General features: G+C 34.4%; 16 protein-coding genes and 1 pseudogene. All 17 read right to left on the bottom strand.

Features of this window, described 5'->3' with window-relative positions:
* Nucleotides 1-26: 26 nt before the first annotated feature.
* Nucleotides 27-1,178 carry an HNH endonuclease domain-containing protein gene (locus DWW68_RS12215; RefSeq protein ID WP_118590101.1) on the bottom strand — a complete coding sequence of 384 codons (1,152 nt, stop codon included), beginning with the start codon at nt 1,176-1,178 and terminating at the stop codon, nt 27-29.
* Between the two features lie 90 nt (nt 1,179-1,268).
* Nucleotides 1,269-5,408, bottom strand: a complete 4,140-nt coding sequence (locus DWW68_RS12210) for a glycosyl hydrolase (RefSeq protein ID WP_118590099.1) — start codon at nt 5,406-5,408, stop codon at nt 1,269-1,271.
* Nucleotides 5,409-5,646: 238 nt separating this feature from the next.
* Nucleotides 5,647-6,093, bottom strand: a complete 447-nt coding sequence (locus DWW68_RS12205) for a hypothetical protein (RefSeq protein WP_118590097.1) — start codon at nt 6,091-6,093, stop codon at nt 5,647-5,649.
* A 315-nt stretch (nt 6,094-6,408) separates the two neighbouring features.
* On the bottom strand, nt 6,409-7,599 hold the full coding sequence (locus DWW68_RS12195) for a site-specific integrase (RefSeq protein WP_003062094.1): 1,191 nt from the start codon (nt 7,597-7,599) through the stop codon (nt 6,409-6,411).
* Nucleotides 7,600-7,676: 77 nt separating this feature from the next.
* Nucleotides 7,677-7,880, bottom strand: coding sequence for an excisionase (locus DWW68_RS12190; RefSeq protein WP_002322728.1), 204 nt, complete (start codon nt 7,878-7,880; stop codon nt 7,677-7,679).
* Between the two features lie 373 nt (nt 7,881-8,253).
* On the bottom strand, nt 8,254-8,439 hold the full coding sequence (locus DWW68_RS12180) for a helix-turn-helix domain-containing protein (protein WP_226911642.1): 186 nt from the start codon (nt 8,437-8,439) through the stop codon (nt 8,254-8,256).
* A gap of 72 nt (nt 8,440-8,511) precedes the next feature.
* Complete coding sequence (locus tag DWW68_RS12175) at nt 8,512-8,931, bottom strand: sigma-70 family RNA polymerase sigma factor (protein WP_003061815.1); 420 nt, start codon at nt 8,929-8,931, stop codon at nt 8,512-8,514.
* A gap of 294 nt (nt 8,932-9,225) precedes the next feature.
* Nucleotides 9,226-9,486 (bottom strand): annotated as a pseudogene (locus DWW68_RS12170) (topoisomerase DNA-binding C4 zinc finger domain-containing protein); the annotation flags it as partial.
* 169 nt (nt 9,487-9,655) lie between these two features.
* Nucleotides 9,656-10,393, bottom strand: coding sequence for a 23S rRNA (adenine(2058)-N(6))-methyltransferase Erm(B) (gene erm(B), locus DWW68_RS12160; RefSeq protein ID WP_008687088.1), 738 nt, complete (start codon nt 10,391-10,393; stop codon nt 9,656-9,658).
* A 124-nt stretch (nt 10,394-10,517) separates the two neighbouring features.
* Entirely contained in the window at nt 10,518-10,601 is an 84-nt protein-coding gene (locus tag DWW68_RS12155) for a 23S rRNA methyltransferase attenuation leader peptide (protein ID WP_001814874.1), read from the bottom strand.
* A 20-nt stretch (nt 10,602-10,621) separates the two neighbouring features.
* Nucleotides 10,622-11,464 (bottom strand): ABC transporter permease, encoded by an 843-nt coding sequence (locus DWW68_RS12150; RefSeq protein ID WP_003060411.1) that lies wholly within the window; start codon nt 11,462-11,464, stop codon nt 10,622-10,624.
* Complete coding sequence (locus tag DWW68_RS12145) at nt 11,454-12,224, bottom strand: ABC transporter ATP-binding protein (RefSeq protein ID WP_003061398.1); 771 nt, start codon at nt 12,222-12,224, stop codon at nt 11,454-11,456. The genes DWW68_RS12150 and DWW68_RS12145 overlap by 11 nt, the downstream gene beginning before the upstream one ends.
* Nucleotides 12,225-12,390: 166 nt before the next feature.
* The gene (locus DWW68_RS12135; RefSeq protein ID WP_003060191.1) at nt 12,391-12,621 is read right to left on the bottom strand and encodes a hypothetical protein; all 231 of its coding nucleotides are present in this window, start codon (nt 12,619-12,621) and stop codon (nt 12,391-12,393) included.
* A gap of 15 nt (nt 12,622-12,636) precedes the next feature.
* Nucleotides 12,637-12,966: a DUF3784 domain-containing protein gene (locus tag DWW68_RS12130; protein WP_003061243.1), complete on the bottom strand. Its 330-nt coding sequence runs from the start codon at nt 12,964-12,966 to the stop codon at nt 12,637-12,639.
* A gap of 14 nt (nt 12,967-12,980) precedes the next feature.
* A complete protein-coding gene (locus tag DWW68_RS12125) occupies nt 12,981-13,190 on the bottom strand; it encodes a helix-turn-helix transcriptional regulator (protein WP_007286202.1) in 210 nt (69 codons plus the stop codon).
* Nucleotide 13,191: 1 nt separating this feature from the next.
* Entirely contained in the window at nt 13,192-13,506 is a 315-nt protein-coding gene (locus DWW68_RS12120) for a DUF6442 family protein (RefSeq protein WP_003061887.1), read from the bottom strand.
* Nucleotides 13,507-13,650: 144 nt separating this feature from the next.
* Nucleotides 13,651-13,821: conjugal transfer protein (locus DWW68_RS12115; protein WP_147365688.1), on the bottom strand; the 171-nt coding region annotated here is incomplete at its 5' end.

Raw genomic sequence — 13,821 nt, 5'->3', positions numbered from 1 at the left:
GTGTCAAACATTATGCCTTCCTCCTATTAACTGATTTTATTTTCCCACACGCTGTATCCCTGAGTTAATGCTGATTCATAAATGGGATGTAGTCTTTTATAAAGAACCTGGCTAAAATTATCCGGTTCAATCCCTTCTATGTACAATTCGTCTAAAGGCCATATTGAATTAAGATTATATCTTTTACAATCGTTAAAAAGCCGCCCTGCATATTCATTACTATGAACTGTTCTATTTAACAGATATTGCCGGTGAGCAAAGCCCCCGTAGTAGTTTTCCCATTGGGGAAGTCTGTTGTTTTTGGCAGAATTAAGATTTCCCTTGACAGGAACCAAATTCCAAAGCTCGTCATTTGCCACGTAAGACCAGGGGATAAAGTGGTCAATATCGTATTCGCCATTAAGGGGAGCGTTAGAATAAATATCACTAAACTCACCGCCATTTATTTCCATTACACAATCCCAAAGCTTTCGGGCTTTTTCAAGCCTGCGTTTTTTATCCTTTTCAGGCTCCAACTTATATATAATGCCAGGCACACCGGGATTTCTGTCCTGAAGATATTTTAATTTTTTCATCTTAATCCAGCCACGAATTGTTACCATATTATCAATGAAAAAGCTTCTCCAAGAGTTATTTATTATGATTTTTTTGTTCAATCCTGTCCCCTCTTCTATTTTATATGGCAGACATTCTTTTTTATCCACCATATCGAAATATGTTATCAGGTGTTTCCTCTTGTCCCACAAAGGATCATTTCCCTTAATCTCTTCAATAAAGGGTGACAATATACGATAAGGCACGTTTTTTGCCAAATCCATCATCTCTTTTTTAACACAATGTCTGTTGGATTTTATCTTTTCAATTATGATATCTCTAGCCTCATCATTTTTAATATCCACAGCCTGTCCCAACTTGTTGACAGCCCGTTCTAAAATATCTGAACTGCTTCCGTCCTTGTTTTTAGGACCAAGTCTTAAGTGATATTCACTAACTGCATACCATGCATCTGCTATCATGCCTGCAAAAATTTCAAGAAATGTTGGTGTTTCCTCTCCTCTTGCTACTAGCTGCATTATGGAATCTAACCAGAAAAACTTGTAACACTGCGTGGTATTATCCAGCATTTTTGAGAATTTCTTTACGTTTAGACTGCAATAATATTCTATTAAATTTTCCATGGCGTGCCCTCCATCAGTATGATTCTATGCAAGATATTTATGTGTTGAAACCGGTCATGCATTATATTTTTTTACACAACCGGCTTTTTATTATTTATATATTTTCTCTGTATATTCAGGTGTCACCTTGGTTAATATGGCGTTATATAGATATTTATGTCCATCTATTGTTGGCATCATACAATTATTATACAACTGTTCTGCTATTTCATACACTGAGTAATCTATTGCATTACTGTACACTATTTCTCCGTCTTCTAACACAGCATAGGCTCTTGCTTTATACTCTGCAGTATATGCCTCTTTGCTATTTGCACCATACGTCATAGTTTCTACATACGTAGTTGTATTATCTGTTTTTTTCCAAATGCCCTTTTGTGTTGTATTATAACTCCTTACAAACTGACCCTCCATTCCAATTTTCAAATGGTCAGATGTTATTCCTGTTTTTTTCCCATTATATTTTAACAGACCATAAATCAAACCAAACTTAGTTACTTTTTTATTATTAATACTGTCAGTTACTTTTGCCACTATTTTCATTCCACCAATTTTGGTATTTATACAAACTCCATCTATTTTTATTAAGCCTTCTAATTCTGCAGTTGTCTCCTGATTTACTTTAGTTTCATTTACAGTTGTTGTTTCTTCCGATATATTTGTATTTTTAAACAATATCGTAACGCTTTCTTTGTTATAATAATCCACCACCTTTAGTGTGTGGTATCTGCCACTTGACAGGTCAGCATCAGATATATTTACAAAGGCTCCAGCCTCCGGTGTCATATTTTTGTCATCCCATGTCACTGATGAAAACTTTGCTGCAAGATTTAATCCTACATAAACCTTTCCTGCCTCGTACTTTATCAATACCAATTTTGTTTCACCGGCTATTACGCTATACTCCAATGAATCATTGCCTATTACTTTTGACCATGTAGTATTACCTGCAGGTTTTGTAGTTGTCGCATTTTCCTTAGTTGTTGGTACTACTATTGATTCGTCCGGATTGCCTGGTGCATTTGTTATCTTTTTAAATCCTTTTTCAGATACTGTTCCGTGTTCACTAATTATATTAAATGCAAACACTATGTATTTATCCTTATATGAAGTCAAATCTATATCCTTTGACCAATACCCATTATTTTTACCAAGTTCCTGTCCTATATATCCTGCAATACTGTCATTATTATAGGCTTCTGTTGCCTCCTCTATAGTATCATATATGTGATATAAAACTATTATGTTGGAAGCACTGTCATTTAACGCTACAAATGTTGCCTTATATCCATTCATTGTCATATAAAGATTGTCATTGATATAACAGTCCCCGGCTGATGCCCAACATGCATACAATGTTATGTTTCCATATACATCACTGTCTATTTTTTCTATTTTGTTTGAATATGATGCATCTGTGTACCACCCCCTAAACACACTGTTTTCTTTTCGTGGTGTTGGCAGGTCTATGGTTTCACCATACACATATGAATTTACCATGTTGTTACATGTGCCACCATTTAACTGATAAGTTATATTATATTTTCCTCTGTCATAATATATTTTCAAATGTGTTCCTCCAGATTTTATGGTTCCTTCCAACACACTCTTTTCCTTATTTATAATATAACCTTTTTTCTCTGTTGGTGTTATCTGCACTTTTTCATTATTTTTACCATACTGTATGTCAGTTCCTGCCAAGTCATACTGACCACTTACATTTTGCACATAATACTCTACATAGTATTCCTGTCCCTTCATCTGGCTTTCTGTTCTTATAGTCATCTGGTTTGGTGCTGCGCTAAATTTTGCTCCATCAGAAAACTGTACTGTTTTTATTTTACTGTCTGCATTATACACTGCGTAAGTTTTCTCGCCATTTGAATCTTTAAACACCATACTTAACTCTGTATTTGAAGTAATGCCTGTCTCAGGTGTTCCTGCCTTTTGCAATGATTTTATAAATTGATAAATATGTGCATTTGTCTCACCATTTTCCGGTGTTGATCCACCCCATCTGTCAAATCCTCCGTCAGGATCAGCCATAGCCAGATACTCACTCCATATATCGTTCCATGATTTTGAATTGCCTTTATTTTTCAGTGTTTCTATACTGTTCTTTATGTATTCCTTGTTTGTGGCAAGATAATATGAACCTGCTGTTATAGGCAAAAGCTGAATTCCCTGAACCATGGCAGGATCTGCTGAAAACCATGTTGCATAGTCATATTTTCCACTCCATACAAGAGAGGCCATGTTGTTTTTTATCTGATTTGTTCCCTGTTTTACATACTTACTGTCCAGCACATCCTGATCAATATCAAACCAATATGAATTGATGGCAGACAATTCTGTTGTATATAAATAGATTCCCAAATCTTTTATTTTCTCATTGTCACTTGCCATTCCGTATAAAATCACTCCATACCAGGCATTCATTGCCTCAGATGTTGACTCCTGATTGTTTCCACTTTCAGGATCTTCAAATCCTGATGCCCATGAGTGGCCCTCAAAAGGCGAAAAGTTTCTCATATATGGATATCTTGAATCCTTGCTGTTTTGCTTTGTACATGCTATATCGTCAATTAATTCTTCTATAACCGGTGCATATTTTTTAATCCACTGTTTATCTCTTAATCCCACCTGTGCTGCTGCTGCAATAAAATATCCATAATGAAAATGATGATCGTTCATCTGGTCAATGGAATTATAAGATGATGGGAAACTAAACAAAGAACCTATGCCATCATCATAGGCAAAATACTTTCCATCTCCATCGCCTGAGTATGTAAACCAGTCTTCCAAAGATTTTTCCATTGCCCTTAAAATACGTTCACTGCTTTCAGTATCATTTACATCCTCTGCTGCCGCCAACATATTTGATGCACGATTTAATTGCTTTCCATACGCATATGGGTCTCCATTAGTTTCATCTACGCATAATTCATAATTACCATTTATCGGCATTTTTGATGTCATGTATTCATTTACATATTCTTTTAATTTGCTTTTGTCATTGTCTGCTACTCCTGTTACAAAAGGAAGTACACCTGAATATTTAAGTTCTGTTGTAAATGATGAACCCTTTACAAACTTTACTGTTCCTCTTAAGGTTCTTGCTGTATTTTTCATGTATGAAATATTTGTCTTTATATTTTTGTACTGATGTGGCATTATGCCCATTATTGTTCCATCAACTGTGCTTTCGCTTTTTTTATCAACTGTATAAATGTATTTTGTAGACACAGTTGAAACCTGCTGATTATATGTGTATTCAGCTTTTGTGTCTGTTATAAAATTGTAAGCATATGCTTTATATTCCTTTGCAATTGCCAATGCTTCTGCATCACTTCCGTCTGACTCAGTAAGCCATGCCATTGAAAAATAAGCTTTCTGCTCTGATGAAAATTCTATATTAATATTTCCAACACTACTTGAACTGTTGTCTGTCTGTGTCAGTGTTGTTCCCTTTGGCAGATATATTCCATAATAATCATATTTTGGATAGCCGTTTTTTTCATCAGTGTCATCATATACTTTTAGAACTACATATGACGAATTTTTAAGAGTTGTACCATCATAATAAATAATCTTTGAATCAACATCTTTTCTGTATTTTGCAACTGTCAGCTTTTTGCTGTTCTTTAATGTAAAAAATCCAAAAGGACTTCCCTGTACAATTGTTGTTTTCAGATATTGACTGTTATCATTTTTGTTTTCCAAAACCACATCATATGTCCAATCAGATATTTTATCTACCTTTGCATTTTCCGTGGAAAAGTCCGGTCTTACGGAAAAATCTGTATAATCTCCATTTGTAGTAAGAGTCATAACGCAATATGTAGAACCAATTCTTGTACTTGGCTTTGATATCCACATACCATCTTTCGCAGCTTTAAATGCCAATGGATAAGTATACATGCTACCGGAATACTTATTATTTCCATTAAAATTCCACATTGCAGATGTTCCCCAGTTATTTGTATCAAAAGCTCCATTGTTATTATCATAATTATCTGTTGTAAATCTTGTTACATTGCTATTACTTTTAGATGGCAGTTTTGATGCATCACTTTGCAACGCCTTTGGCAATCCTTCTGCAATACTTCCACTTCCCATATATTTTGTCTGTTCTCCTTTTACTGTAAATAAATTTGGCACTGATATCCCTCCAAATGCCATTGACAAACATACAATTACACATACTATTTTTTTTAATGCTTTACTCATAAATATCTCTCCTCTAAAGAACTATTAACATTTTTCAAAAAAAGCAACTCTATTATCAGTTATAAAACAAACTTAAATATAGTACAAGATGCTTGTTTTTAAAATTTATATGCATTTTTCATCTTATATCACTATTTTTTTTCCATCTTGAAAGGGCTAAACTTCATAATAACAGGTCGTTGTCTGAACATCTGACTTTTTGCTTATAACTTCTTAACCTTAAAAGTTATTGTTTACTTTATGAATACATCTTTGCCACTGCTATCAATACGTTTTTATTTGTTCTGTATATTTTTTTAAATTCACTATTTTTTACAGGTGCAGGCATTGGACCTGTTTCCAATGTGCAGTTTAATATATTTCTATCATCCAGATAATCACTGAATGTTCCATACTGCGTCTCACCACTTATTATGTGGGTATATTTTGTCACGGAATAAAGCATATTACTAAGTTTTGTATGCTTTCGATGGTACATAACTTTACCTGCCTGATGATAACAAATTACTACATCAGGTTTCACCTTTTCCACAACAAATATCTGTGCCTTTGTTTCCGGTGTCGTAATTGCTTCCTGATGTGCTGTTGTTACATCAACTGTTGTTGTCTCCGCTTTTACCTCCGTAAAATTAATTCCCAGCGCAACTACTCCCATTAACATTAGTAACTTTAGCGTTTTTTTCATCCGTTCCTTCCTTCCAATTTTCCGCTTGCTATTATGATGATACAATTATACTATATAATGTCTGATAATTTTATTCTTTTTTACATTTTAGCCGTAATATTTTCGATGCAATACCGTGTTCATATATATTTTTTTAATAAAAAAACTTACTAAATTTCTGATTATCTTTTCATAAGTTGGTAAATGCCGATATATCCCGTATTTTAGGGCTTTATCGGTATTTTCTTTTTGGAAGATACCTTGCATAAGCTGGCATTTACCAGCATGAAAATGCAACCAAAAGTAGTAAATGAGTAGTAAATATAAGCTCCGATATTAACAAGCCAGTCTTTCCAGTTCTGCTTTTGCAGATTGAAATGTACCGTGTGCATAATAGCCAAGTGTCATGGTTATGTTAGCGTGTCCCATAAGATATTGCAGGGTGTTTGGGTTCATTCCTCTGTTTGCCATATTCGTACAGTAAGTATGTCGGAATGAATGTGGTGTGATGTTCGGTAACTTGTCCGTGTGATACTTGTTATACTTCTTAATTAGTCCTCGCACCATGCCCTCATAGTTTCCTGCAACTTTAGGTAAGCCCTCACGGTTCAAGAATAGGAAATTGCTATAACCACCTACAATCAACGGTTGTGCCTTTCCTCTGTTCTTTAGTATTCTTTGGATTGCTTGATAAGCCCGTTCTGTCAATGGAAGTTCTCGTTTTCCGTTTTTGGTCTTTGGCGTTTCAATATAGTAGCCGATTTCGCTGTCTTTCAATAACTGGTGGTCTATATTGAGTATTCTGTTCTGCATATCAATATGCGTCGTTAGTCCGCAAAATTCAGAAATACGAAGTCCCGTTTCCAGCAGAAGCACAACCTCATCATAATACTTGCTGTAAATCTTATCCTTTTCCATAAAGGCAAGCAGGCGTTCTTCCTGCTCTGGTGTAAGGATAACTTTCTGCTCCGTATCATCTTCCAGAACATCACTTAGCTTAAATTCAAACGGGTTCTTTCTGATACAGTCGTCTTGTATCGCCATGTAAAATGACGCTTTCAAGGAACGCTTGTAGTTATCAATCGTTTTATAGGCGTATCCTTTTTCGCTCATTCTGATAGCCCATTCTTTAGCGTCCGACTGCTTAACAGTATCAATCGCCCTCATACCCAATGGGTCATTTTTCAGAGCGTTCATAAGATACTGTCGTCCTTTTTCAGTAGCCCTCTTGATGTTCTTTCTTTGGCTGTTCTTCTTGTCGTAGAGCTGGCAGACTGTCATTTTACCGCCTGCTGTATCGATACCGTCGTTAAGGTCTTTTTTAATCTGTGTTTCTTTTTCCCTCAACGATATATCATCACGCTTTCCAGCAGGTGTCTTGTCTGTCGGTACAAGTTTCCAAGAATAGATAAATTGTGGCTTTCCGTATATATCGGTATATTTATAAACGTATCTTCCGTCTTTTCGCTGGCTCTCTCCATTACGCAAATTGCGATTTTTACTGTCTTTTCGTTTTACATTAGACATAGTGTAAAGCTCCTTTCCGTCATGGAACGAGCCGTGATACGCTATATTTATTATACCATATCTACGGCTCAATGACATTAGATTTCGTCCAATGTATCTATGATTTTTTCAAATTGTTTTCGCTTAATCTGAATACGGTTGCCGTTCACGATAACCCAGCCAGCGTCAAGATTTTCTTCGGCTAATTTACGCAATTTCTTTTCGCCAATGCGGAAGTATTTGGACGCTTCTTCAACCGTCAGCGTATATTTTTCCCAAATAGGCACATCAGTATTGTTCATAATCTATGCACCCCCCTTTACTGTGTGTCGTTTTTTACAAGCAGGCAGACGGCTTTGGAAAGCTCCATTAGTATCTCAACTATTCCCATTCTTGTGGGCAGAACCGCACCATGCGGACGTATCATTATCCTGTGAGGATAGGTCATGGCAAAACGACTTTTCCAACAGTCGCTCTCGGATCACTGCGTGGGTCGCTCGCTTTCTTTTGAAAAGGTCGTGGCGTACAGTCCCCGTGGCTCGCCATCTCACAAACGTATCTGTCTGCTTTATTCAGTTGTCAAAGAGCTGTGGTGAAAGCGTGTTGCTTTCATATAAAAGCAGGTGGCAGAGCAGGAAAGAGGGGGATATTAAATCATGCTCCGCTAAAAACTGCTTATTCTTCTGGTTCTAAGTCCATATCTTCAATATCAAAACCTAAAATCATTTTGATAAGTGCTTCTCTGATACGTCCTTTTAATTCCATATCTACAACGATATAAACATTGCCGTATTCATCATAAAGTGAACGCAAACAGCACTTTGATATGTAAGGGTCATAAAATGCCAGTAATTTTTCAATCGCTTTTTCGTTTCAATCCATAGCTGATGAAATCAAGTAATAAGACGGTTTCTTAAATAACTGTTTCATTTTCTAATGTTCCTCCTTGAGTATTTTTTTCATAGTTTCCAAAGCGTGATGTCGGTTTCTAAATACACCGCTTTGCGTGATTTTCTGCAAGTTGGCAATTTCACTTTCTGTCATTTCCAAGAAGTAATACATCAACAGAGTATTGCGTTTTCTTTCTGGAAGTTTCTTCAAGGCTTCTGCCAATTCATCATCAAGGACACGAATATCAATGCCACATACTGAAAAGATTGTATAATCTGTTTCGTAGTCGTCCCAAACAGCCATTTTATCAACAAGGACATCTGGCAATTCGCTGAAAGATATTTCTTTATTCTTACGACGGTTTAATTCCTTGTAATAATCTTTCACGACACTACGGACAACTTTCTTTAAACAACTTTCAAAACGACATTGAACTGTTTTCTGGAAGTCAGACGGTTTCATCAATCTCACCTCCTTTCCTTTATGATTTGAAAAGTGTTTATCCCTCTTTCCGCACCATATAAGGACAGCTAGGTGTGATTTAATGACCTCTTTTGAAAAATTTTTTAAATTTTTTCGGGTATGAAAAAAGCCCGCACAAAACATATAGTCTGTACGAGCCTTTAAAGCTAAAACATAGTAATATTGTATCATTAAGAATCACAAATCACAAGTGATTTGTGATTAATCACTTGTGATTTGTGATAAGTGATTTGTGATTAATATATAAAAGCCCTCTTTAAAGGGCTTTTATGTTTATTTTGAAAAAGAGATAAAATCAATATATCCCTTTTCCCCAATTTTTACAACGGCATTGTAGGGCTTTTTCTCTTTGTTTTTGATTCCTTTTACCAGGGTTTCTTTTCCCTCCAGTAATTCTTTTACATTCGTTTTGGTTAGTTTTTTCTTTCTAAAATGTTCAGCTAAAGTAAACTTACATTCAGGATAATTTGAACAACCATAAAACGATTTTTTTAATACAATATTGTTGCCACACTTAGGACATTTTCCTACAAGGGGTCCCGAGCGCTTAGTGGGAATTTGTACCCCTTATCGATACAAATTCCCCGTAGGCGCTAGGGACCTCTTTAGCTTCTTGGAAGCTGTCAGTAGTATATCTAATAATTTATCTCCATTCCCTTTAGTAACGTGTAACTTTCCAAATTTAAAAAAGCGACTCATAGAATTATTTCCTCCCGTTAAATAATAGATAACTATTAAAAATAGACAATACTTGCTCATAAGTAATGGTACTTAAATTGTTTACTTTGGCGTGTTCCATTGCTTGATGAAACTGATTTTTAGTAAACAGTTGACGATATTCTCGATTGACCCATTTTGAAACAAAGTACGTATATAGCTTCCAATATTTATCTGGAACATCTGTGGTATGGCGGGTAAGTTTTATTAAGACACTGTTTACTTTTGGTTTAGGATGAAAGCATTCCGCTGGCAGCTTAAGCAATTGCTGAATCGAGACTTGAGTGTGCAAGAGCAACCCTAGTGTTCGGTGAATATCCAAGGTACGCTTGTAGAATCCTTCTTCAACAATCAGATAGATGTCAGACGCACGGCTTTCAAAAACCACTTTTTTAATAATTTGTGTGCTTAAATGGTAAGGAATATTCCCAACAATTTTATACCTCTGTTTGTTAGGGAATTGAAACTGTAGAATATCTTGGTGAATTAAAGTGACACGAGTATTCAGTTTTAATTTTTCTGACGATAAGTTGAATAGATGACTGTCTAATTCAATAGACGTTACCTGTTTACTTATTTTAGCCAGTTTCGTCGTTAAATGCCCTTTACCTGTTCCAATTTCGTAAACGGTATCGGTTTCTTTTAAATTCAATTGTTTTATTATTTGGTTGAGTACTTTTTCACTCGTTAAAAAGTTTTGAGAATATTTTATATTTTTGTTCATGTAATCACTCCTGAAGTGATTACATCTGTAAATAAATACAGAAGTTAAACGATTTGTTTGTAATTTTAGTTATCTGTTTAAAAAGTCATAAGATTAGTCACTGGTAGGAATTAATCTAACGTATTTATTTATCTGCGTAATCACTGTTTTTAGTCTGTTTCAAAACAGTAGATGTTTTATCTACATTACGCATTTGGAATACCAACATGACGAATCCCTCCTTCTTAATTACAAATTTTTAGCATCTAATTTAACTTCAATTCCTATTATACAAAATTTTAAGATAACAGTCAAGAACATATCTGCACAAGTTGTAGATATACCATAAATGCTGATAATCAACATGATTACGCTTACCATCAAATAAGTAAGTGTTTCTTGCTTATTAAAATTATCCATAGTACAACGTGAATTCCAGAGAAAAAGAGAAATCGCACCAAGAATAATACTTAAAACAAAAATGACATTTCTTTTTTTACTGTCACGGAACATTTTCTTTTCATTTTGTTTGTCAAAATAAAGAAAATCACGTATCGTCATTTTACTTATTCTTCTTAATAGATTAAGCAAAACCAAAACATAAATAGTTAAAAAATAAATTATCAATAGTCCAATAGAAACGAAATTCAAAGAAATAAAGAGAGTTTTTGGAATACCCAGTAAGTTTACAATTACTAACGACACAAACTGGCTGAATAAAAAGCCAATAGGAATAGCTAATACAAATGCTAAAATTCCCAACAGTATATTTTCAATTACAACTAAGTGGGCAATTTCTTTTTTCTTAATGCCAAGAAGCATATATGTTCCTAATTCTTTACTTCTTTTTTCAAACATAAATTTCGTTGTATAGTTGATCAAAAAGCATATCACAAAAATAATAAGAATATTTACAGCGAACAATGAATTCTTAAATGCATCCATACTGGAACATAACTTTACAATTTCATCAGAATTTGCCACCAAATTAAAAGCAAATATAAGAGAAAAGGATGCAGTAACGGTTATCAGATAAATCAAATAATCTTTAATATTTCTTTTTGTATTTCTATACGCTAACTTACCTAACATTTCCCACTTCACCTCCGAGCAAGGTTAATATATCCAGTATTTCATTGAAGAAATCTTTTCTGCTTTTTTCCCCTCTGAAAATTTCATTGAATATTTTACCGTCTTTCAAGAACAAAATACGTTCACAGAAAGACGCACTAAACGGGTCATGTGTTACCATTAAAATAGTAGCCTGCATTTTCTTGTTGATTTCAGACATTGTTTCCAGTAATAATCTGGAAGCTTTTGAGTCCAAAGCTCCCGTCGGTTCATCAGCTAAAATCAGTTTCGGTTCATTGATTAAGGCTCTAGCACAAGCACAACGCTGTTTTTGTCCGCCAGAAACTTCATAAGGAAATTTCGATAAAATATCACGAATACCCAATTTATCGGCGATAGCATGAACTCTTTTCTCAATATCAGTAGGGTTCTGTTTGTTGATAACCAATGATAAAGAAATGTTTTCTCCAATCGTTAAAGTATCTAAAAGGTTGAAATCTTGAAAAATGAACCCTAAATTTTCACGTCTGAAATCAGCAAAATCTTTATCCTTGATTTTGGTAATATCTTGATTATTGACTGTAATGTGTCCGCTGGTTACAGTATCAATCGTAGAGATACAGTTTAATAGGGTAGTCTTTCCAGAACCACTAGCTCCCATGATTGCGACAAATTCGCCCTTATCTACATACATAGAAATACCGTCTACTGCCTTTGTGATATTTCCAGAGTTACCCCCGTAGTATTTTTTTACTTGCTCTAAATTTAAAATGTGTTCCATTAAAAATCGCTCCTTTCTTCCTGCCACATTTATTTGTTTTGGAATACAATTAAATTATAGCAAGGGCAGTATTCAATTACACTTACAGTTTTGAAAGTAAACAGAGAGTAAAAGAGCCGTGATAATGCAGATCACAATTTTGTGAAGCATTTCCACGACCCTTTTATTATAATTTTGCCTTTGTCTTTTTCGTAATGATATAAATATATTCTTCTGGTGTAGGGCGTTTATTCCCAAAATACTTTTTGAAATTTGCCTGCACCTCTGGGTCGGTGCTATTCATAGCTTCATCAATCGTAGCTTCAATATCCGCCCGAACATCAGCCAATGATACACCGCCAGCTTTTGCACCAGCTTTCAATGCCTTTTTTATATCTCTTTTGTTCAGTCCTATCATATTCATACCTCAATTCTACTTTTTAAAGCTAATAAGTTTTCCATTGTATTTTACAATGATGAATATGATATAAAACACTCCTACAACAATCAAAATAAGACCTATGTAATAGCCTAATTCAGAATGAGAGATTAAATTGATAATCGGCATAACAAGAATACCAATACTAACCAGTAAAGTGCCTATTCCTATTTTTTTTGTAAACACCTTTTTATCTTTAGGGTCAAGTTGTGTATAATGATAACCATGTAATAAAGTAATATTCTCTTTTATACCTATTTGATAAGATGTAAAAAGTAAAAACAATCCTATAACTATTTCAACAATCAATTCCTCTAATTCCATAATCGTTCTCTCCTTTAATCAAAATAAAATAATTCTTCAAATTTTTTATCTAAAGCTATACAAAGCACTAATGCCAATTTTGCTGTTGGATTAAATTGTCCAGTTTCAATAGAACTAACTGTATTCCGAGAAACCCCGACTAGTTCAGCTAATTCTGTTTGTGATAATTTTTTTTCTTTTCGTACAGTTTTTAATCTGTTTCGCAAAATTAAATGTTCGTCCATTCTATAAACCTACCATTAAAAATTTATAAAAGTAATACCCCATAAATAGAAAAAAGAATAAAGCAATAACAAATTTGGATTTATTTTTTGAAATATGTGCTTCATAACCCATAGAGCCAAATGCCACAGACCCAATAATTGTCATTATGTCATAGTAAGGTTCTTTACAAACTGCTTTAATGAAAAGAATTAAAATGCAGATAAATAAAACAAACATTAAGCCAAAAGATTTCCCTTGAAGTTTAATATGTTTTTCGTATTCATCAAGATATAGATTCTCTTTTTTGTTTTGTGATAGTATTTTTTCTTTATCCATTATATAACGCTCCCTTCAAATAATACCAAGTACACTTGTCATTTATATTATAGCATTCGGTCATTACAAGTCAATATTTTTGCACAGTTTTCTTGTCGTTTTGTAAAAGCGTGCAAATCTGATAGGAAATGCACGCTATATCATTTATCCTACAATCTTCCAGTTACTATCCTTATGTAGCACAAGCTCATACTGCGATACCTGCGTCGCTTTTGTCTGATTATCAATGAATTTTACCGCAACCTTGACTTTCACATTGTCGCCGTCCTTTATAAAGATAGGGTTTACCAGTTCAGAATAAAGGTAGTCCCTGCC

Origin of the sequence: Eubacterium sp. AF16-48 (assembly GCF_003479405.1) — a bacterium.
GTDB lineage: Bacteria > Bacillota > Clostridia > Lachnospirales > Lachnospiraceae > Eubacterium_G > Eubacterium_G segne.
This window is presented reverse-complemented; position numbering and strand designations above follow the sequence as displayed.